At 36.5% G+C, this 20,550-nt stretch carries 23 protein-coding genes; all 23 read left to right on the top strand.

Translation table 11 applies throughout. The features are described from left to right. Positions 1 to 64: 64 nt before the first annotated feature. The 23 genes from rpsA (at position 65) to lhaT (ending at position 20,188) form a co-directional block, all read left to right on the top strand. Positions 65 to 1,204 (top strand): 30S ribosomal protein S1, encoded by a 1,140-nt coding sequence (gene rpsA, locus J2S77_RS02230; RefSeq protein WP_306974261.1) that lies wholly within the window; start codon positions 65 to 67, stop codon positions 1,202 to 1,204. Between the two features lie 83 nt (positions 1,205 to 1,287). Continuing rightward, positions 1,288 to 2,598: a ribosome biogenesis GTPase Der gene (der, locus tag J2S77_RS02225; RefSeq protein WP_306974259.1), complete on the top strand. Its 1,311-nt coding sequence runs from the start codon at positions 1,288 to 1,290 to the stop codon at positions 2,596 to 2,598. Between the two features lie 15 nt (positions 2,599 to 2,613). Further along, positions 2,614 to 3,630 (top strand): NAD(P)H-dependent glycerol-3-phosphate dehydrogenase, encoded by a 1,017-nt coding sequence (locus J2S77_RS02220; protein ID WP_306974257.1) that lies wholly within the window; start codon positions 2,614 to 2,616, stop codon positions 3,628 to 3,630. A 67-nt stretch (positions 3,631 to 3,697) separates the two neighbouring features. Further along, positions 3,698 to 3,961, top strand: a complete 264-nt coding sequence (locus J2S77_RS02215; RefSeq protein ID WP_306974255.1) for a stage VI sporulation protein F — start codon at positions 3,698 to 3,700, stop codon at positions 3,959 to 3,961. A gap of 177 nt (positions 3,962 to 4,138) precedes the next feature. Then, a complete protein-coding gene (locus J2S77_RS02210; protein WP_306974254.1) occupies positions 4,139 to 4,339 on the top strand; it encodes a DUF2768 domain-containing protein in 201 nt (66 codons plus the stop codon). A 16-nt stretch (positions 4,340 to 4,355) separates the two neighbouring features. Next, on the top strand, positions 4,356 to 5,099 hold the full coding sequence (locus J2S77_RS02205) for a YphF family lipoprotein (protein WP_306974253.1): 744 nt from the start codon (positions 4,356 to 4,358) through the stop codon (positions 5,097 to 5,099). 123 nt (positions 5,100 to 5,222) lie between these two features. Continuing rightward, entirely contained in the window at positions 5,223 to 6,701 is a 1,479-nt protein-coding gene (gene spoIVA, locus J2S77_RS02200; RefSeq protein ID WP_306974250.1) for a stage IV sporulation protein A, read from the top strand. A gap of 445 nt (positions 6,702 to 7,146) precedes the next feature. Then, positions 7,147 to 7,419: a non-specific DNA-binding protein Hbs gene (gene hbs / locus J2S77_RS02195; RefSeq protein ID WP_306974248.1), complete on the top strand. Its 273-nt coding sequence runs from the start codon at positions 7,147 to 7,149 to the stop codon at positions 7,417 to 7,419. Positions 7,420 to 7,609: 190 nt separating this feature from the next. Further along, on the top strand, positions 7,610 to 8,248 hold the full coding sequence (locus J2S77_RS02190) for a heptaprenyl diphosphate synthase component 1 (protein ID WP_306974247.1): 639 nt from the start codon (positions 7,610 to 7,612) through the stop codon (positions 8,246 to 8,248). A gap of 11 nt (positions 8,249 to 8,259) precedes the next feature. Continuing rightward, positions 8,260 to 8,964 carry a demethylmenaquinone methyltransferase gene (locus J2S77_RS02185; RefSeq protein WP_306974245.1) on the top strand — a complete coding sequence of 235 codons (705 nt, stop codon included), beginning with the start codon at positions 8,260 to 8,262 and terminating at the stop codon, positions 8,962 to 8,964. Positions 8,965 to 8,985: 21 nt separating this feature from the next. Beyond that, on the top strand, positions 8,986 to 9,951 hold the full coding sequence (locus J2S77_RS02180) for a polyprenyl synthetase family protein (RefSeq protein ID WP_306974243.1): 966 nt from the start codon (positions 8,986 to 8,988) through the stop codon (positions 9,949 to 9,951). 73 nt (positions 9,952 to 10,024) lie between these two features. Further along, entirely contained in the window at positions 10,025 to 10,471 is a 447-nt protein-coding gene (ndk, locus tag J2S77_RS02175; protein WP_306974241.1) for a nucleoside-diphosphate kinase, read from the top strand. Between the two features lie 158 nt (positions 10,472 to 10,629). Beyond that, positions 10,630 to 11,406 (top strand): CheR family methyltransferase, encoded by a 777-nt coding sequence (locus tag J2S77_RS02170; protein ID WP_306974239.1) that lies wholly within the window; start codon positions 10,630 to 10,632, stop codon positions 11,404 to 11,406. A 14-nt stretch (positions 11,407 to 11,420) separates the two neighbouring features. Next, complete coding sequence (gene aroC, locus J2S77_RS02165; RefSeq protein ID WP_306974237.1) at positions 11,421 to 12,587, top strand: chorismate synthase; 1,167 nt, start codon at positions 11,421 to 11,423, stop codon at positions 12,585 to 12,587. Next, positions 12,584 to 13,690 (top strand): 3-dehydroquinate synthase, encoded by a 1,107-nt coding sequence (aroB, locus tag J2S77_RS02160; RefSeq protein WP_306974235.1) that lies wholly within the window; start codon positions 12,584 to 12,586, stop codon positions 13,688 to 13,690. The genes aroC and aroB overlap by 4 nt, the downstream gene beginning before the upstream one ends. Before the next feature lie 12 nt (positions 13,691 to 13,702). Continuing rightward, entirely contained in the window at positions 13,703 to 15,007 is a 1,305-nt protein-coding gene (gene aroA, locus J2S77_RS02155; protein WP_306974233.1) for a 3-phosphoshikimate 1-carboxyvinyltransferase, read from the top strand. Positions 15,008 to 15,022: 15 nt separating this feature from the next. Next, positions 15,023 to 16,276, top strand: a complete 1,254-nt coding sequence (locus J2S77_RS02150; protein ID WP_306974231.1) for a tetratricopeptide repeat protein — start codon at positions 15,023 to 15,025, stop codon at positions 16,274 to 16,276. 9 nt (positions 16,277 to 16,285) lie between these two features. After that, on the top strand, positions 16,286 to 16,831 hold the full coding sequence (locus J2S77_RS02145) for a ReoY family proteolytic degradation factor (protein ID WP_306974229.1): 546 nt from the start codon (positions 16,286 to 16,288) through the stop codon (positions 16,829 to 16,831). A gap of 12 nt (positions 16,832 to 16,843) precedes the next feature. Next, a complete protein-coding gene (locus tag J2S77_RS02140) occupies positions 16,844 to 17,305 on the top strand; it encodes a DUF2487 family protein (protein ID WP_306974228.1) in 462 nt (153 codons plus the stop codon). 159 nt (positions 17,306 to 17,464) lie between these two features. Continuing rightward, positions 17,465 to 17,974 carry a Rieske (2Fe-2S) protein gene (locus J2S77_RS02135; RefSeq protein WP_306974226.1) on the top strand — a complete coding sequence of 170 codons (510 nt, stop codon included), beginning with the start codon at positions 17,465 to 17,467 and terminating at the stop codon, positions 17,972 to 17,974. A 3-nt stretch (positions 17,975 to 17,977) separates the two neighbouring features. Continuing rightward, complete coding sequence (gene qcrB, locus J2S77_RS02130; RefSeq protein ID WP_167262401.1) at positions 17,978 to 18,652, top strand: menaquinol-cytochrome c reductase cytochrome b subunit; 675 nt, start codon at positions 17,978 to 17,980, stop codon at positions 18,650 to 18,652. 30 nt (positions 18,653 to 18,682) lie between these two features. Next, positions 18,683 to 19,534 (top strand): menaquinol-cytochrome c reductase cytochrome b/c subunit, encoded by an 852-nt coding sequence (locus J2S77_RS02125; RefSeq protein ID WP_306974223.1) that lies wholly within the window; start codon positions 18,683 to 18,685, stop codon positions 19,532 to 19,534. 72 nt (positions 19,535 to 19,606) lie between these two features. Continuing rightward, positions 19,607 to 20,188 carry a lipoprotein heptaprenylglyceryl N-acetyltransferase LhaT gene (gene lhaT, locus J2S77_RS02120; RefSeq protein ID WP_306974221.1) on the top strand — a complete coding sequence of 194 codons (582 nt, stop codon included), beginning with the start codon at positions 19,607 to 19,609 and terminating at the stop codon, positions 20,186 to 20,188. The last annotated feature ends 362 nt before the right edge of the window (positions 20,189 to 20,550 follow it).

Below are 20,550 nucleotides of genomic sequence, written 5' to 3'. Positions count from 1 at the left end.
ATGATTAAGGTGTTATTATTACATAATGTATTTTGTTTTGTTTGAGGAAGAAGGAGGAATCATAATGACTGAAAATCAAGAAAATGTATCAGAACAAGCGATCCAAATTGGAGATGAAGTTAAAGCAACAGTTGTTAAATTAGAAGAAAAACAAGTTGTTGTTAATATAGGTGCAAAATTTGATGGTGTTGTACCGATTTCAGAACTGTCGCATTTACATGTTGACCATACAAATGAAGTGTTATCCGAAGGCGATACGTTTGAAGGTATCGTTACAAAAATTGAAGATGAAGTAATCGTTGTTTCAAAGAAAGAGAAAGACCAGCAAATGGCATGGGATCAATTAATGCAACACTATGAACAAGATGATGTTATTCAAGCAGTTGTTTCAGATGTAGTCGATGCTGGTCTAATAGTTGATGTAGGTGTACGTGGCTTTATACCAGCTTCACATATTGAAACTTTTTATGTTGATGATCTGTCCGTTTATCAAGGTAAGACACTAGAAGTTAAAATTATAGAAGTGAATGAAGAACGAAATCGTATCATTCTATCTCATAAAGCTGTTGAAGAGTCTGAAAAACAGTTGAAGAAACAGCGACTATTGCAAAGTATTGAAGTAGGTGACGTTCTTGAAGGTGTCGTTCAACGTGTAGCATCATTTGGTGCGTTTGTTGATCTAGGTGGAATAGATGGTTTGATTCATATTTCACAATTATCACATGATCACGTTAATCAAGTAGAAGATGCTGTAGAAGTTGGTCAAAAAGTAACAGTTAAAGTTCTAACAGTTGATCGTGATACTGAAAGAATTGGTTTATCCATAAAAGAATTACAACCTGGCCCTTGGGAAGGTATTGAACTGAAGTTAAAACCTGGACAAATTGTTGAAGGAACGGTTAAACGACTAGTTAATTTTGGAGCGTTTATCGAAGTACTTTCACAAGTAGAAGGTCTTGTTCATATTTCGGAAATTTCTAAAGAGCATATTGGTTCACCTCAAGAAGTACTTGAAATTGATCAGAAGGTCAACGTTAAAGTCCTTGATGTTAATGAAACCAATCAACGTGTTTCGCTAAGCATTAAAGAAGCCCAAGAAGTTGAAGAAAATGCTGATGTCGCGAAATACCAAAAAGAAGATGATGAAGGTTTCCAATTAGGTGATCTTATTGGTGATAAACTAAAAGATTTTAATAAGGAGTAAGAAAGGGGTGGCGTATTGCCACTCTTTTTCTTCCAAAATAGAATGTTGAACAAGTGTTAGTTATGCGAAAAGGATGAGTAATCATGAGAAAATCGGTTGTGGCAATCGTAGGAAGACCCAACGTAGGAAAATCAACAATTTTTAATCGTCTTGTAGGCGAGAGAATATCCATAGTAGAAGATGTGCCTGGCGTAACAAGAGATCGTATCTATGCTGAAGCTGAATGGCTAAACCATCATTTTAATGTCATAGATACTGGTGGAATTGATTTAAGTGATGAACCATTAATTGTTCAGATAAGAGAACAAGCACAAGTGGCCATTGATGAGGCAGATGTGATTATCTTTTTGGTTAATGGAAGAGACGGGATTACAGCTTCTGATGAAGAAGTGGCACAAATTATGTATAAGTCAAATAAACCTGTCGTTCTCGCAGTGAATAAAATTGATAACTATGAGATGCAAGATCTTTTATATGAATATTATGCGTTAGGCTTAGGACAACCATTTCCGATCTCAGGTACTCACGGACGTGGAATAGGTGATGTTTTAGATGAAACGGTAAAACATTTTCCGACTGATTTAGGTTCAGAGGAAGATGATGATCGTGTTCATTTTTCGCTTATTGGTCGACCGAATGTAGGTAAATCTTCACTCGTTAATGCCATGCTAGGAGAAGAGCGTGTTATCGTAAGTGACACAGCAGGTACAACTAAGGATGCGATTGACACTGAGTTCAAACGCGATGACCGTGAATTTAAAATTATTGATACTGCTGGTATGCGAAAGCGTGGGAAAGTATACGAAAACACGGAAAAGTATAGTGTTTTACGAGCATTAAAAGCCATTGAACGATCGGATGTTGTCCTAGTTGTATTAGACGCAGAAACAGGTATAATTGAACAAGATAAAAGAATTGCTGGTTACGCTCATGAAGCAGGCAAAGCGATTGTTATTGTTGTCAATAAATGGGATACGGTCGATTCGGAGCAAGATCGTATGAAGAAATTTGAAGATGATATAAGACAACAGTTTCAATTCCTTTCTTACGCACCAGTTGTATTCTTATCAGCATCAACGAAGAAGAGAATTCATACCTTATTGCCTAAAGTCATTGAAGCTAGTGAAAATCATGCTAAACGTGTGAAAACCAACTTACTTAATGAAGTTGTGGAAGATGCATTAGCTATGAACCCTACTCCATCGATTAAGGGACAGAAAATGAAAATTTTATATACAACACAAGTAGCAACAAAACCACCTACTTTTGTTGTTTTCGTGAATGATCCAAGCTTAATGCATTTCACTTATGAACGTTTCTTAGAAAATAGAATTCGTGAAGCTTTCGGTTTTGAAGGATCACCAATTAAAATCTACGCAAGACAAAGATCATAAGAATGAGGTGTCAATATGAATAAGAAAGTGACAGTATTAGGTTCTGGAAGCTGGGGAACTGCTTTATCTTTAGTACTAGCAGATAATGGACACCAAGTGTCATTATGGTCACACCGTGAAGCATTATCTGAACAAATTAACAATAATCGTGAGAACACTCAGTATTTACCGGATGTTAAATTACCTGACAATATAGCACCTACATCAGATTTGGCTATGGCAGTTAATCAATCGGAAATGATACTATTTGTCGTGCCAACGAAAGCAATCCGTGATGTATGTCAACAAGTTAAACCGTATATCCAAGAAGAGCAATTAATCATTCATGCTTCGAAAGGAATCGAACCAGGGTCTAATAAACGGATTTCTGAAATGATGGCTGAAGAATTAGGTGATTCTATAGGTCAAAATATTGCAGTATTATCAGGTCCTAGTCATGCTGAAGAAGTAGGAAAGCGTCTACCTACGACTGTTACGGTTTCTTCCTTAAACAAAGCACAGTCCGTCATGTCCCAAGATTTATTCATGAATGATCGCTTCCGAGTTTATACGAACGAAGACTTAGTTGGTGTTGAAATTGGTGGGGCGTTAAAAAATATTATTGCATTGGGTGCTGGTATTTCTGATGGATTAGGTTATGGTGATAATGCAAAAGCAGCACTAATAACTAGAGGTCTAGCTGAAATGGCAAGACTCGGTAAACGATTAAATGCAAATCCACTTACATTTGCTGGTTTGACAGGAGTAGGCGATTTAATTGTCACATGTACAAGTCAACACAGCCGTAATTACCGTGCGGGTAATATGTTAGGTCAAGGTTATGTACTTGATGATGTTTTAGAGCAGATGGGAATGGTTGTTGAAGGTGTTCGCACAACCGAAGCTGTTTATCAAATGGCCAGAAAACATCAAGTAGATATGCCAATCACATCAGGATTATACGACTTAATCGTTAACGAAAGACCACCTAAAGATGTTGTGGATGATTTAATGAATCGTGGGAAAACCGATGAATTAGAACATTTAACTTAGGCATTTGATTGAACACCTTCTTTAGTCATGCATATATTATGATGAACGGTACTAAAGGAGGTTAATAATGAATCGTGAATTCCAGCAGTCGATATTTGATCATTTAAAAGAATCAGCCAATATTTCTTCTGATGATATTTTGCAAGTTGCTCAATCTGTTCAAAATGCAGATTTTTCAGATGAGCGAACTGTGCGACAACTTGTGCGTCATTTGGCAAGAATGGCTCGTAAACCTTTAAGTCAAGAACGCGAAGACAAAATTGTAAAGACAATCGTTCATCAAAACGGATCTCTTGATGCATCAACGTTACAACAAATTTTCAAAAAATAGTTGAATATTAGGCAATCAAACGTTGAAACACTATGATAAAATTCATATTATGAAATGTATTCGATTAAGTGAGCTACGTTTGAGGAGTTAGTCATAAAAAGAGGTGTGTGCCCCAACACCTCTTTTAACTGTGTTTGGACAAGCTGTTGGAGTATACATCGCGAAGGGAGATGCACTATGTCAGAACCATTGTTAAGGATGTACATATCTTTCTTAGGTATGATTTTATTATTTGTGGCTACGGGTTTAATTTTGTTGGCTCGCCATAAATTAAAAGGCGTTGTAAGTGTTGTCGTTGCCGTTATAGCTTATCTATGTATGGTTGTGGGCGGTTTTATTATTTTCTATATAGTTTTTAGTGGACCGACCCCGGAGTAAAAGGAGCGCTTGAAAGATGTTACGTAAATTATTAGTTATGATTATTGGTTTATCCATGTTATCTGCGTGTTTGTATCCAAATGAACAACGCTCGGAAAACCAAGTGTCTAATGAACAGCAACTGTCACGTGTTCAACAAGCAGTTGATCAATTTCGTGAGCAAGAAAATGGGATATTACCAATTGAAACACGAGATCAGAACACACCGCTATTTATTAAATATCCAGTTAATTTTACGCCGTTAATTGACCAAAATTATTTAGGTGAAATTCCTGCTAACTCATTTGAAGAAGGTGGCTATTATTCATATGTCATTCTGGATCCAGAAGAAACAGCTGAGGTCAAAGTGTCTGATGTACGAGTTACACAATCACTTCGTTCAGTAAATTATGATATTAATTTATATCAAAATGAAAACGGTCATCCTCCCTATGGAGAGTCAATCGGAGATGGTGTCTTTACTATTAATAAAGAGCATATAGACCTTCAAGATAGCTTAAGTGTATCAAGTCCATATTCAAATCAATCCCTTGATATCATTATGACGTCTCAGGCAGAAGCTGCGATCGATTATCGGCCGGATGTTTATCGTCTATTAGAAGAAGAGGGAATCGAAGCTTATGAAGGCGATTTACGCAACTTGTTATTAGAACATTACCCTATTGTACCCGTGCATTCTCCTGAAATGTACCTAGAAGATGGAGAAATTGTTTTAGAAACGTCAGATAATCAAAACATGAATAACCAGAATAATGATTAAGATTCTATTCATCATGATAGAATCTTTTTTTATTTTTTATCATAATTCTGTCCCACCCCGACATAATCTAGTAGTGGCTTATAAAATATTGGTCGATCAATTGATGAAGTCGGAGGGATCAAAATGGATAATTTCAACGTGTTACATGACATATCAAAACGGACAAACGGTGACATCTATTTGGGAGTAGTAGGGGCTGTAAGAACAGGTAAGTCAACTTTCATCAAACATTTTATGGATTCGATTGTCTTACCTAATATTAGTGATGAACAAGATCGTGCAAGAGCACAAGACGAATTGCCACAAAGTGCTGCAGGACGGACAATCATGACAACTGAACCTAAGTTCATACCCAATAATGCTGTCTCCATTAAGGTAGACGAGGGCTTAGAGGCGAATGTAAGGTTAGTTGATTGTGTAGGTTACACAATACCAAGTGCTCAAGGATTCGAGGATGAAAATGGACCGCGAATGATTCAAACGCCATGGTATGAAGAGGCAATACCATTTCATGATGCTGCTGAAATAGGAACAAGAAAAGTCATACAAGATCATTCGACAATCGGTGTTGTTGTGACAACAGACGGTTCATTCAGTGACATTCCTCGAGAAGACTATCGTGAAGCAGAGCAACAAGTTGTTCAAGAATTACAAGAAGTAGGCAAACCATTTATTATGATATTAAATTCAAATCAACCTCATGCTTATGAAACAAGCCTATTAAGAGAATCATTGGCAGACGAATATGACATTCCAGTGCTTCCGGTATCTGTGGAAGAATTAAGTGAAGATGATGTTCAAAACATCATGCGTGAAGCTTTATATGAATTCCCGGTACTAGAGGTGAATGTTAATTTACCAAGTTGGGTGATGTCATTAAAACAAGACCATTGGTTGAGAGCTGAATTCCAAGAGGCTATTCAAGGTACTGTCCAAAATATTAAGCGTGTGCGCGATGTTGACCGCGTAGTAGATGACTTTCATTCCTATGAATTTATCGCAGATGCCAAAATGGGCGGTATTGAAATGGGAGAAGGTATTGCTGAGATTGATTTGTTTGCTTCAGATGAATTGTATGATCAAGTATTGAATGAAATTGTAGGAGTAGAAATACGCGGTAAAGATCATTTACTAGAACTGCTACAAGATTATTCAGAAGCAAAACGCGAATACGATCAAGTTTCAGACGCTTTAAACATGGTCAAACAAACAGGTTATGGCATTGCTAACCCAACTCTTGAAGATATGCGTTTAGAAGAACCAGAGATTATTAAACAAGGTTCACGTTTTGGTGTTCGTCTTAAAGCAGTAGCTCCATCCATTCATATGGTGAAGGTAGATGTAGAATCGGAGTTTGCACCAATTATTGGTACTGAGAAGCAAAGTGAAGAATTAGTACGCTATCTGATGCAAGATTTTGAAGAGGATCCATTATCGATTTGGAAATCCGATATTTTCGGAAGATCACTTAGCTCAATCGTACGAGAAGGAATTCATGCCAAATTAACACTGATGCCAGAAAATGCGAGATATAAACTTAAAGATACATTAGAACGTATTATTAACGAAGGCAACGGTGGACTGATTGCAATTATCTTATAAAGCATAGTATTTAAGCCGTGACTGAATGTAAACAGTCACGGCTTTTTTTGTGCTTGGAAGGCGATATAAAATACTGAAATAACTGAAGATTTTTGTAATAATAGCTGTATTTTGTAGGCTTAATTACCTAAAAACGCGACAAAATCCCTGATTTGATGCAAATTCGTGTTGAAAGAGCGTACAGCATGTGATAATATGCAGTTACATCAGTTAGAAAAATATGCTACATACAGTCATGTCAGTGGTTATGAAATATTTAAGTGTATATTTCATCTAACTTTGGATACAATCGTAATAATTCGATTCAAATTAATTGTGATTGTATCAGTAGCAATATGACAAAATTAAGTACCATTTTGAAATCGTGATTAACTTGTATTTGATTTTGAAATGAAATACAAGTTAAGGTTATAAGTCAAAACACTTCTGAGAGGAGGTGAGACGGATGAACAAAACAGACTTAGTAAATGAAGTTGCTGATCAGGCTGATCTTTCAAAGAAAGATGCATCAAAAGCTGTAGATTCAGTATTTGAAGCAATTACAGCTTCTCTTAAAAAATCTGAAAAGGTACAATTAATTGGGTTTGGTAACTTTGAAGTACGTGAGCGTTCTGCACGTAAAGGACGTAATCCACAAACTGGAAAAGAAATTGATATTCCAGCAAGCAAAGTGCCAGCATTCAAACCTGGTAAAGCCCTTAAAGATGCTGTTAAATAATAGTGTACATAGGGCGAAAGAGGGGTGTTTTTTCACCTCTCTTTTTTTCTTGTTGATGAACTATTATTAAATTCAAAAGCAATGATGCTGGTCGTGTGTTTAAAGATAGCGAAAACATGCGATAAATGCTAAAATAAACATGGTAATATTTTTGAAATGCAACTATGTGATTTGATGCGGGTGATAAATTATGACTGATTATAACGATCAAGCATTGATATCTTTTCAACACTCATTTTTGGGGCGGTATAAGCATGATTACATTGAATTAACAATGTATGATTCATTTTTTGCAACACCATTATTACTATTCCTTTATGATGTAACGACACGTCATCATAATGTCTTGGCTGATGCTCTAGTAAACATGCAATTATCACTAAATATCCATGATCAACTAGACCATCATTTTGATGAAGATATTGAAGTAGAACAATTGAAATCGAATCAATTGCATGTATTGATGGGCGATTATCATAGTGCCTTCTTTTATAAATTACTATCCACTCACCATGAAACAAATATGTTACATTTTTTCCTAACTTACATAAAAGAGATTAATGAGTATAAAATTGAATTACTTCATCATGATCATTCAATAGAAGAACGTTTAAATAAGGTGACTAATGTTTATTCTTGCTTGTTACAAGGCGTTATACAATATTTTAACTTAGAGAGTGAGTATGACAATCTATTTATAGAACAATTTGTTTTACAACATGCTGAGGCATTACCGCTTTATTGGATGAACTCATCATCTGAAGAAATGAGGCATGCTATTCAGAGTCGTTTAAAAGTTAGTGACAGCGAGAACAATACTTATATATAGGAGTCTACATAATGGATCCAAAATCAAAATCTGAAAAAGTACATCATGTTTTTGAATCAATTTCAACCAAATACGATAAAATGAATGCCATTATATCTTTTAAACGTCATAAAGCGTGGCGTAAAAATGTCATGGAACAAATGAATGTCCAGCAAGGAGCTAATTGTTTGGATGTTTGTTGTGGCACGGGAGATTGGACATTAGCTTTAAGTGAGGCTGTCGGGACAAATGGGTCTGTCATCGGGCTTGATTTTAGTCAGAACATGTTAGCTGTTGGTGAATCAAAGAAAGAAGAACAAGAAGTACAAAACGTTACGTTTGTTCACGGAAATGCGATGGAATTACCATATGATGACCACCAATTTGATTATGTGACGATTGGCTTTGGGTTACGTAATGTGCCAGATTATATGCAAGTTCTTAAAGAAATGCATCGTGTTGTTAAACCTGGCGGACAAGTCGTATGTTTAGAAACTTCACAACCTACCTTGCCTATATTTAAACAAACATATTTTGTCTACTTTAAATATATCATGCCACTCCTTGGTAAAATGTTTGCCAAGAGTTACGATGAGTATGCTTGGTTAAATGAATCAACGCAACACTTTCCCGGAAAAAAAGAGTTAAAAAACATGTTCTTAGAAGCCGGATTTTCAAATGTGAAAGTAAAAAGTTACGCCTTAGGTGTTGCGGCTATGCACTTAGGACGTAAGTAAAGATATAAAAAGGTGAATGAGATGAAATTGGCAACTGCAATTAATTATATGAATGAGGATATTGCTGAAATAGAAAACAGAATGAAACAAATCACAGGTGAAGAGCATTCTTTAATTTCGACTGCTTCTAGTCATTTGCTTCAAGCTGGCGGCAAACGAATTAGACCTATTTTTGTTTTATTATCTTCACAGTTCGGTGAGGCGGATCACGATCAAGTACGAAATGTCTCGGTTGCCTTGGAGCTAATTCATATGGCTTCCTTAGTCCATGATGATGTCATTGATGTTGCAAGTACAAGGCGGGGACATGAAACCATTAATGCCAAATGGGACAATTTAACAGCCATGTACACAGGTGATTTTTTATTTGCACGAACACTTGAGTTGGTTCGTGGGAGAAATGAAATAGCGATTCATCAAGTACTAGCTGATACGATTTATCAAGTTTGTGTTGGAGAAATTGAACAGATTCGAGATAAGTATACATATGACCAAAGTCTATTTAATTATTTTCGAAGAATTAAACGTAAAACCGCTTTATTGATCGCAACAAGTACTAAATTAGGAGCAATCGCAGCCAATTGTAGTGACGATACAATCGAGCGGTTAACGCTTTATGGCTATTATATTGGCATGTCATATCAAATTATTGATGATATTCTTGATTTTACTTCTACTGAAAAAGAATTAGGAAAACCAGTTGGAAGTGATTTGTTATCCGGTAATCTTACATTACCAACTATTCTAGCTTGTCAAAATGGAAAGATCGCTGAACAAGTCCAACAATTCTTTAAATACCCTAATAATCAAGAATACGCTGAACATGCTATTCAAGCTATCAAGAAATCGGATGCGATTGAAGACGCTTTTCAATATAGTCAAGCCTATTTGCGTAAAGCATTACATCAATTAGACACGTTACCAGATATAAAAGCAAAAAGAACCTTACAAAAAGTTGCAGGTTATCTAGGTAAACGTAAATTTTGAATTGTAATTTGTCATAAATTTTGTTAAACTTTTTAACGGTTTGAATGATAATTTGACGAAGAGGTGACGAAACATGGAACAAACTTTTATTATGGTTAAGCCAGACGGCGTACAACGCAATTTAGTTGGAGATATTGTGTCTCGTTTTGAGAACAAAGGCTATAAATTAGTTTCAGCTAAATTAATGCAAGTACCTACAGAACTAGCTGAGGAGCATTATGGTGAACATAAAGACAAGCCATTCTTTGGTGAGCTTGTTAACTTCATTACATCAGGCCCAGTTTTTGCGATGGTTTGGGAAGGTGAGAATGTGATCGCTACAGCACGTAAAATGATGGGTGCGACTAATCCTGCAGAATCCGACATCGGAACAATCCGTGGCGATTATGGAATTACAGTAGGTAAAAACGTGATTCATGGTTCTGACTCTCCAGAATCTGCTGAGCGTGAGATTGGCCTATTCTTCCCAGAAGGCGGGCTAATTAACTACACTAAAAACATTGACCAGTGGGTTTACTAATTTTAGTGTTGAATGAACCTTGTGCACATTAGCACAAGGTTTTTTAGTTTGATAAATTATTGATCACTTCATACTTTTCAACGATTGAAACAATAGCATTTCAAACGTTATCTATTATATAATATGGTGTAATGAGACATAATTGAGGAGAGAGAAAAGTGCGCGACGATTACATAGAGTTTATAGAACGAATCAAAAATCGAACAGGTATTGACTTGTCTTTGTACAAAGAGAAACAAATGAAACGACGTCTTACAACATTACGAGATAAACGAGGTTTCAAGACTTTTGTTGAATATTTTGATGCGATGATGAGAGACGAGCAATTATATTACGAATTTCTTGACCGAATGACCATAAACGTTTCTGAATTTTATCGTAATTTCAATCGTTGGGAAACATTAAGAACTCAAATCTTACCTTCTATTAAAGAAGGGAAAGACAAATTAAAAGTGTGGAGTGCAGCTTGTTCCACAGGCGAAGAACCATATACGATTGCAATGATTTTAAGTGACTACTTCCCACTAAAAGATATCACAGTACATGCTACAGATATTGATGATCAAGCATTAAATCGTGCTCAGGAAGCTGTTTATCCAGAACGTTCACTTAAGGAAGTGCCCAAAGATAAAATAGCCAAATTCTTCACTAAAAGAGGAGACCACTATGTATTATCAGATGATGTGAAAAGATGTGTTAAGTTCAGTAAACATAATCTATTAGCAGACCAATATAAGTCGACCTACGATCTGATTGTGTGTCGAAATGTACTTATTTATTTTACTGAAGAAGCTAAGCGTCAGGTCTACCAATTATTCTCACAATCCCTCGTACCTGGTGGCGTTTTATTTGTTGGTAGTACGGAACAAATTTTTGATCCGCAACAATTTAATCTAAGTGTTGCTCGAACATTCTTTTACGAAAAACAAGCATAAAGAGGTGTTATTCTTTGCGATATTTAACTGCTGGCGAGTCACACGGAAAACAATTAACAACGATTATTGAAGGTTTGCCTGCGCAATTACCTATTTCTGCTGACGAACTCAATGACTCCTTAATTAGAAGACAAGGGGGTTATGGTCGTGGTAGACGAATGAAAATTGAAAAAGACTTAGTTTCCATAATGAGTGGTGTTAGACATGGTTACACATTAGGTTCACCCGTAACATTAGCTCTAACTAATGATGATTTTAAAAACTGGCAGGACATTATGGGAGAAGAACCAGTTGACCCAGAGAAGCATATTAGACGTCAAGTTACAAAACCACGACCAGGACACGCTGATTTAAACGGAGGAATGAAGTACAATCATGATGACTTACGTAATGTATTAGAACGTTCATCAGCAAGAGAAACCGCTGCTCGTGTAGCGGCAGGTTCAATGGCTAAGAAATTATTATCAGAGCTAGGCATTACTGTAGCGGGTTATGTAAGGCAAATTTATGACGTTCAGGCCGCTGACTTAGAATTGACCATTGATGAGAAAATTGAGCGCGCTCGTCAGTCTGAAGTTAATACAATTGATCCGAACCAAGAGGAATCTATGAAACACGTTATTGATCAAGCAAAACAAGATGGTGATTCTATTGGCGGTGTCGTTGAAGTAACGGTAGATGGCTTACCACCTGGGCTAGGTTCATATGTTCAATATGACCGAAAATTAGACGGAAAAATTGCAGCTGCTGTGATGAGCATTAATGCATTTAAAGGTGTAGAATTTGGTATCGGTTTTTCAGCTGCTAGTACACGTGGAAGTGAAACACATGATGAAATAGCTTATGATGAACATAAAGGCTATTACCGAAAGACGAATCGTTTAGGTGGTTTTGAAGGAGGCATGACAACAGGTATGCCGATCGTTGTAAAAGGGGTTATGAAGCCGATTCCCACACTATATAAACCGCTAGAAAGCATTGATATTCACTCTAAAGAACCGTTCAAAGCAAGTATTGAACGGTCTGATAGCTGTGCTGTTCCAGCAGCCTCAGTTGTGATGGAACATGTCGTGGCTTGGGAGGTCGCAGCAGCTATTGTAGACCAATTTCCTTCTGATTATATGGAACAATTGAAAGCAGCTCTGACAGATTACCGAGAAAGGGTGCGAACATTTGGATGAATAAACTAACTGTTCACGGAACCCGCCCGTATCAAATAATTATTGACAAAGGTTTGCGTTATTCGATCGCAGAATGGCTTAAACCTTTTCGATTTAATAAAATAGCCATTGTGACAGATGAACAAGTGGCACCATTTTATTTATTAGATCTTAAATCGCAGTTAAGTCAATCTTATGATGTTTTTGACTATGTAATCCCTGAAGGTGAAAAGTCCAAAAATATTGATCAATTCGAATCTATTATTACTTTTTTGAGTGAAAATTATTTTGATCGTCATTCTGCTATTATTGCTCTAGGTGGTGGCGTTACAGGTGATTTGGCAGGTTTTGTTGCATCTTCATATATGCGAGGAATTGGCTTTGTTCAAATGCCTACGACATTACTCGCGCATGATAGTAGCGTCGGCGGAAAGGTAGCTATTAATCATCATTATATAAAAAATATTATTGGCCATTTTTATTCTCCAAATATCGTGTTATATGATTATGAAATGTTAGATACATTGAGTTCGCTTCAATTTCGCTCAGGTTTTGCGGAAGTTGTGAAACATAGTTACTTAATGCCTGACCCTTTACACGAGATGATTGCCGAAGTGAATGATTTTACTCAAATGACTAGTTATGAAATTGAAAATATATTAACTCAGTCCATTCTTGTGAAAAAACAAATCATCGAACAAGATGAATATGAACAGAATTTGAGGCAAGTCTTGAACCTTGGCCATACACTAGGTCACGCCATAGAATCAGTATATAGTGAATATAAAGTGACTCATGGTGAGGCTGTCATGATTGGGATATTATTCGACTTATATTTATCTGACCAGGTTCAGAAACGTCGTGATCCCTTCTTTCATGAAGGGCTGTTGCATTGGTTAACAACACTAGGTTATTCATTAAATTTAGCTGAATGGCGATGCGATTCTTTAATTCAAGCTATGAAGCACGACAAAAAGAATCAAACGGGGAATATAACATGTATTTTATTAGAAAACATGGGTAAACCTTATGCTAAGACTTTCTCTATTAATGAACTAAACAAATTATTAGTAAAATTTGTCGAACGACTGAATCAATATAAATATTTAAATGTTCTGACTTAAAGGGGGGGTAGTATGAATAACGCTTATCATTTTCCTAACTGTATTATTAATGGTCGACTTAAAGTCCCGGGTGACAAATCTATGAGTCATCGCGGGGTATTGTTAGCTGCAATGGCAAAAGGACAGAGTGTCATTAATGGGTTGTTAGATTCTGAAGATTGCAAAAGTACGATTGAAGCATGCCAAGCATTGGGTGTAGATATACAAACAGTTGGTCAACAAACATTTATTGAAAGCCCTGGTATTAGCTCATGGCGTCCTCCAAAACAACCTATTAATTTAGGAAACTCTGGAACAACGGCAAGATTGTTATCGGGGGTTTTGGCAGCCTTTCAACATCCAGTTAAACTGACCGGTGATGAATCACTAAAACAGCGACCGATGAAACGCGTGATTGGCCCTTTATCCACTATGGGTGCTCGATTTACATTTGAAGGTGAACCTGATCGGTTGCCATTTATTATTCAAGGATCAGAATTAAAATCAATATCTTATGAATTACCACTCCCTAGTGCACAAGTAAAATCTGCTATTCTTTTAGCAGGGATGTCCACATACGGAAAAACAATAGTTAGAGAGCCGATTAAAACGCGTGATCATACCGAAAAGATGGTAAAAGCTTTTGGTGGAACTATTGATGAAGACCATACACTTCGTTCTGTAGAAGGTAAGCAGTTTCTTAAAGGGGCTCATCTTACCATACCTGGTGATCCTTCATCTGCGGCTTTTTGGATAGCAGCAACAGTTATAACACCAAATAGTGAATTGCAGCTTGAAGATTTAAGCTTGAATGAAACACGGATTGGATTTATTCGTGTATTGCAACGAATGGGTGCATCTATTGATGTGACTGTTAAAGACTACGTAGGGTTAGAACCTGTTGGAGATGTTTATGTTCGGTCTTCGACATTAATGCCTACTTCCTTGTCGAAAGAAGAAATTCCTTCCCTTATTGATGAAGTCCCCTTATTAGCTCTTGTTGCAACACAAACAGAAGGGACCATGACTTTAGAACATATTAATGAACTAAGGTTTAAAGAGACAGATCGAATTCATGCAACTGTTGAAATATTAAATTCTCTAGGTGCTAATTTAAACGAGGAAGAAGAATCAATTAAAATTGAAGGAAAAAGTGATCTCAAGGGGGGTCACGTCACATCATACAATGATCACCGAATGGCAATGTTAGCAGTCGTAGCGTCTTTTATTAGCAACACCCCAGTGATTATTGATAATATTGATTGTATCAACATATCTTATCCAAATTTTTTCCAAAATTTGAATGGTATTTTGCAGGATTATGTACGAGATGAATAGAAAGGTGTATATATTATGGAAACAATTAGTGAAGCTTTAGAATTAAAAAATGAAGGTAAAATTAGCGAAGCAGTTCAACTATTAAAAGACTATGTCGCTGAAGCGGATGATGCTGAGCGACTCGATATTGCACAGTTATTACAAGAATGGGGATTATTGAACGACGCTAAAGAAGTTTATGAAGATATGCTTGTTCTATATCCGGACGACCATTATGTGAAATTGCTATTAGCTGAAATATACACAGACTTAGGGGAAGATGATCGAGTCATAGATCTATTAGAGGATATTGATGAAGAAGCAGAAGCGTATATTCCTGCATTAGTACAGTTAGCAGATTTATATCAATCACAAGGTTTATATGAAGTTGCTGAAAAGAAGCTGAATGAAGCCAAAGCTGTTGATCCAGAAGAACCAATTATCGATTTAGCATTGGGTGAATTAGCTTTTTCTAATGGTGAATATCAGAAATCAATTCCATATTACGAAAAGGTTGAAAAATATGACGGAGAAATTAGTGTTGTTAATATTAAGGAACGATTAGCTGAATCACTATCGTCTGTAGGTAATTGGGAGCAAGCTCTTCACTATTATGAACAAATTGAACTTGAAACACCTGACCAATTATTCAAGTATGGTTATACAGCTTATCAATTAGATCGCTATGATATTTGCACAAGAGTTTGGAATCAGTTGATTGACCTAGATCCAGAATATACAAGTGTTTATCCTATGTTAGCTCAAGCCCTTTATGAAGAAGGAGCTGTACAAGAGGCATTTGATACAACTGTTCAAGGTATTCAAAAAGATGAACATAATAATGAGTTATATTTATTAGCAGCACAGTATGCCATGAAATTACAAAAGTCAGAAGATGCCGTCCATTATCTTCAGGAGTCATTAGCCATTGATCCAGCTTATGAAGATGGAGCAGAGATGTTACTTCATATTTACTTTGAAAATGATGAGTATATGAAGGCTAAAGAATTAGTGGACGAACTTATGAGTTATGAAGGCTACCCAGTTGTATTAAATTGGCGTTCAGCACAAATTTATAATGAACTAGAGGAATTTGATCAAGCGAAAAATATGTACAAGCAAGCGGCAATATCATATGCAAATGATCCTGATTTCCTTAAAGAATACGGTCTGTTCTTAATGGAAGAAGGCGAAACTGAACTTGCATTAAAACAACTGACAAAATATTTACAAATTATACCTGATGACGAAGAAATCCGTGAGTTTGTAGCACGAATCCAAGATGAATGAGGTGTTTGAATGCATGTCTCACCAATTCAAAAAAAGGTTTTTTTAAATTGGTTTCTAAATCAATTTGAATTACCGAAGCGTGAAATCGTTTGGTTGTTTGATTATATTTTAAAACGTGATGAATTATTGAATCACATCCACTTTGTCTATGAAGCCCATTTATGCCCACGTGGCATGGTTGTATCAGTTGACTCGCAAGACAAAAGGCCTTTTCGATATTATAAAGAACATGTGGTTACTTCTGAAGTTGAAAAAGCATTTCATGATATTCGGATGAATCATCAAGAAGATCTTTATATCGAGTTGAACTTCCCAGAAGTTAGGCAGTCAACAGCCCATAGCGATGTCTTAACAGATAATCCGTATCTTCCAGATGATTATTATTTAGAAGAAAGTGATTATCAAATGGTTGATTCACTTTTACAATTTGTTACAGATGAACACTATATGACACAATTGAAATTGAAAATAGATGAATCATTAGACAACGGTGATGATGAGGCATTTTATTTTTACAGCTGGTTATTAAACCAGCGGAACCAAATGAGTGAATAGGGGATGACGATTTTGAAATGGACGTATAATGATATTCAACAATTTATCCAAGCAAAGGATTATATAGATACGGCAGTGATACCACTCGTTCCTTTTTCATTTGAAACTGATGATGAATTAAAGAAATATACATTCCAATCAGAAGCTATGTATATTCTAATGTCGCAGATTGAAAAGCATTTTAAAGGACGAGTGTTGTTGTTACCTGTATATCATTACATGAAACAAAACACACTAGAATTAGAGGTTGAGCGATTAAGGACAAGTGTTGATGAATTAATTCAACGGCAACCATTCAAACATGTCATGCTTTTTACGTTTGATAATAAATGGCGAAAGCACCAGAGTGAATTAAATGGCGAACTCATTTGGCTACCAGCACCAACAGAAAATGACTTGAACCAAATTGAAACTCAACAAATGATTCAATCACATGCAAATGAATTAAAAACGCTAATTAAAGAACAATGGTAATAGAAATCTTTATGACAATATTGTAAAGAAATTGTGACATTTTTCGATTCTTGAACGAGTTTTTATTGACCGAAATGGTGGGATACGCTATTATGATATTGTCCTAATAAATATGTAAAATACCCTGAACGTTGAATAGATTGGATAGGGGGGAAAGACATGAGCGAAAAGAAAAATAACCAAGTTTCTAGAAGACAGTTCTTAAACTACACGCTGACTGGTGTTGGTGGTTTTATGGGGGCTGCAATGGTTTCACCAATGGTTGGTATGGCTGTAGATCCATTATTGCAAGCAGAAGGTTCAAGTGACTTTCAGTATGTTATGGATGTAAGCGAAATAACTCAAGAACCACAACGTAAATCTTTTACAGTACCACAAGAAGATGGTTGGTATGAATCTGAGAGTGAACAAACTGCTTGGATTTATCGAACTGAAAACGATGAGATCTTAGCGTTATCACCTGTCTGTACTCATTTAGGTTGTACAGTAGACTGGGAGTCTGGGGATCATGATAATGAATTCTTCTGTCCTTGTCACAATGGTCGTTATGATCGGATGGGTGTCAATATTGCGGATACTCCACCAACTGCACCACTACCAGCTTATGAATATCGCGTAGAAGAAGGTAAGCTTTACCTAGGTAAGGCTCAACCGAGAGGAGGGGCGTAATAGATGCTTCAAAAATTATATGATTGGGTTGACGAACGACTTGATATTACGCCGATTTGGCGCGATATCGCTGACCACGAAGTTCCTGAGCATGTTAACCCAGCTCACCACTTTTCAGCATTCGTATATTGTTTTGGTGGACTAACCTTTTTCGTTACGGTTATCCAGGTGCTGTCAGGAATGTTCTTAACCATGTATTATGTGCCAGATATTGAAAATGCTTTCGCTTCGGTTGAGTATCTTCAATCACAAGTTGCACATGGACAAATTGTTAGAGGTATGCACCACTGGGGCGCGAGTGTAGTAATCGTCATGATTTTCTTACATACCTTGCGTGTTTTCTTCCAAGGTGCTTATAAAAAGCCGCGTGAATTGAATTGGGTTGTGGGTGTTCTATTATTCTTTGTTATGTTTGGACTAGGTTTTACTGGTTATTTATTACCATGGGATAATAAAGCATTCTTCGCAACGCAAGTTGGTCTTGAGATTGCTGAAAGTGTACCAGTAATAGGTACAGATATTAAAACGCTTTTAGCTGGTGATCCGGAGATTGTTGGTGCTCAAACCTTAACAAGATTCTTTGCGATTCACGTATTCTTTTTACCAGCAGCATTATTTGGCTTGATGGCAGCTCACTTCATTATGATCCGTCGTCAAGGTATTTCAGGTCCATTATAAGATAAAAACGTCTGAAAAGGAGGGAACACTGTGCACAAAGGTAAAGGAATGAAATTTGTCGGAGACTCACGTATCCAAGACAAAGGTCAACGTAATACGATCCCTAAAGATTATTCTGAATATCCTGGTCGTACGGAAGCGTTCTGGCCAAACTTTTTGTTAAAAGAATGGCTTGTTGGTGCAGTTTTCTTAATTGGTTTTTTATGCTTAGTTGCCGTAGCACCATCACCTTTGGAACAACAAGCTGACCCGAACAACTCAGCTTATATTCCACTTCCTGACTGGTATTTCTTATTCTTATATGAGTTATTAAAGTTTGAATTCGCATCAGCTGATTATGTTGTGATCGGAACAGTTGGTATTCCGGGTCTCGCATTTGGTGCACTATTACTAGCACCTTTCTTAGACCGTGGCCCAGGCCGACGCCCATCTCAACGACCTATTGCTAATGGCATGATGTTAATGGGTGTTATTGCAACTGTTTGGTTAACATATGTTTCAGTGACGGCTGTTGACTGGGAGCAGCGTGAGCAATATTCAATTGCCAATGCTACTGAACACGAAGTCGATACAGAGCACCCTGGTTACGAAGCATACTCTAATAATTGTATGAGTTGTCACGGTGAAAATATGGGTGGTAATGCAGGAATGGGACCATCCTTATTAGAATCACAAATGAACGTCGATGCTGTTAAAGATATAGCCCGTAATGGTATAGGAGATATGCCGGCTAATCAATTCGAGGGTTCTGATGAAGAACTTGAAAACCTTGCTAATTTCATTGTTGATAACCGTCCATCATCAGATGGTGAAGGTGAAGGTAATGGCGAAGGAAGTAGCGAAGGAAGTAGTGAAGGCGAAAATAGTGATTCAGAATCGTAATGGTACAAGAGCTGACTTAACAACAAGTCAGCTCTTTATTTTTCATAGTTCATTTTAGATAGGAGTCAATTTATGAAATATTTGCTCTTAGACCGAAGATTGTTGGTATTTTTATTGATCGTTAACTTTTTCGGGACCATCTATGGTTACATATGGTATCAACCACAATTAGAGATTACATCAACAGTTTTTATCCCATTTGTTCCAGATAGCCCGACAGCTTCATTATTTTTCGTTATTGTATTAGTTGGATTTTTAATTGGTCGACATTTTGGCTATGTTGAGGCGTTGGCGATGGTGACTTTATTCAAGTATGGTGTATGGGCAGTGGTCATGAATATTCTAACTTATTTTAATGGTCAAGAAGTCGGTATCATGTCTCTGATGCTCATCGTTTCACATGGAGCTATGGCTATACAAGCGCTATTATTTGCACCTTTTTACAAGATAGAATGGCGTCACTTAATCGTTGCTGCTATATGGACATTACATAATGACATCATTGATTATGTTTATGGTCAAATGCCAATGTATTCTACACTGACTGAATATGAGCAACATATTGGTTATTTCACATTTTGGTTAAGTTTATTATCGATCACACTTGTATATTTTCTCTGTATCAAACGAACACAGACCGCTAATCTGACATAAATATAAATTAACTGATTAAAAGGGGAACGTCAGATTATGGTCATTTCTGAATGGGTGATAAATAACTGGTATTCTACAATTAGCTCGCTGATAGTATCTTCACAGGAATTAATTCAGATGATTATTGTTATTACATGTATTGTATTGTTAACTTTATTATATGTTGGTGTAAGGTTATACCAGTCTAATCAAAAAAGAAACCAACTCAATCTATATGGAAGTTTCAATACACAAAAGACTGAATATAAAAATCCTCCGAACGATTAATAGAGTGACCCAATAATTTGAGACAGGAAAAAACACCCCCTATGTCGTATTTGGTAGTAATCGACAATTTAGGAGGTGTTTTTCTTATGGGTAAA

The organism is Alkalibacillus salilacus, from assembly GCF_030812915.1.
GTDB classification, from domain to species: Bacteria; Bacillota; Bacilli; order Bacillales; family Alkalibacillaceae; genus Alkalibacillus; species Alkalibacillus salilacus.
This window is presented reverse-complemented; position numbering and strand designations above follow the sequence as displayed.

Coding starts and splice junctions, on each gene's coding strand:
- J2S77_RS02185 (WP_306974245.1), top strand. CDS start 8,260: ATGGATCCAAAATCAAAATCTGAAAAAGTACATCATGTTTTTGAATCA.
- der (WP_306974259.1), top strand. CDS start 1,288: ATGAGAAAATCGGTTGTGGCAATCGTAGGAAGACCCAACGTAGGAAAA.
- J2S77_RS02215 (WP_306974255.1), top strand. CDS start 3,698: ATGAATCGTGAATTCCAGCAGTCGATATTTGATCATTTAAAAGAATCA.
- ndk (WP_306974241.1), top strand. CDS start 10,025: ATGGAACAAACTTTTATTATGGTTAAGCCAGACGGCGTACAACGCAAT.
- aroB (WP_306974235.1), top strand. CDS start 12,584: ATGAATAAACTAACTGTTCACGGAACCCGCCCGTATCAAATAATTATT.
- rpsA (WP_306974261.1), top strand. CDS start 65: ATGACTGAAAATCAAGAAAATGTATCAGAACAAGCGATCCAAATTGGA.
- J2S77_RS02210 (WP_306974254.1), top strand. CDS start 4,139: ATGTCAGAACCATTGTTAAGGATGTACATATCTTTCTTAGGTATGATT.
- hbs (WP_306974248.1), top strand. CDS start 7,147: ATGAACAAAACAGACTTAGTAAATGAAGTTGCTGATCAGGCTGATCTT.
- spoIVA (WP_306974250.1), top strand. CDS start 5,223: ATGGATAATTTCAACGTGTTACATGACATATCAAAACGGACAAACGGT.
- J2S77_RS02220 (WP_306974257.1), top strand. CDS start 2,614: ATGAATAAGAAAGTGACAGTATTAGGTTCTGGAAGCTGGGGAACTGCT.
- lhaT (WP_306974221.1), top strand. CDS start 19,607: ATGAAATATTTGCTCTTAGACCGAAGATTGTTGGTATTTTTATTGATC.
- aroA (WP_306974233.1), top strand. CDS start 13,703: ATGAATAACGCTTATCATTTTCCTAACTGTATTATTAATGGTCGACTT.
- J2S77_RS02145 (WP_306974229.1), top strand. CDS start 16,286: ATGCATGTCTCACCAATTCAAAAAAAGGTTTTTTTAAATTGGTTTCTA.
- J2S77_RS02190 (WP_306974247.1), top strand. CDS start 7,610: ATGACTGATTATAACGATCAAGCATTGATATCTTTTCAACACTCATTT.
- J2S77_RS02205 (WP_306974253.1), top strand. CDS start 4,356: ATGTTACGTAAATTATTAGTTATGATTATTGGTTTATCCATGTTATCT.
- qcrB (WP_167262401.1), top strand. CDS start 17,978: ATGCTTCAAAAATTATATGATTGGGTTGACGAACGACTTGATATTACG.
- J2S77_RS02150 (WP_306974231.1), top strand. CDS start 15,023: ATGGAAACAATTAGTGAAGCTTTAGAATTAAAAAATGAAGGTAAAATT.
- J2S77_RS02180 (WP_306974243.1), top strand. CDS start 8,986: ATGAAATTGGCAACTGCAATTAATTATATGAATGAGGATATTGCTGAA.
- J2S77_RS02135 (WP_306974226.1), top strand. CDS start 17,465: ATGAGCGAAAAGAAAAATAACCAAGTTTCTAGAAGACAGTTCTTAAAC.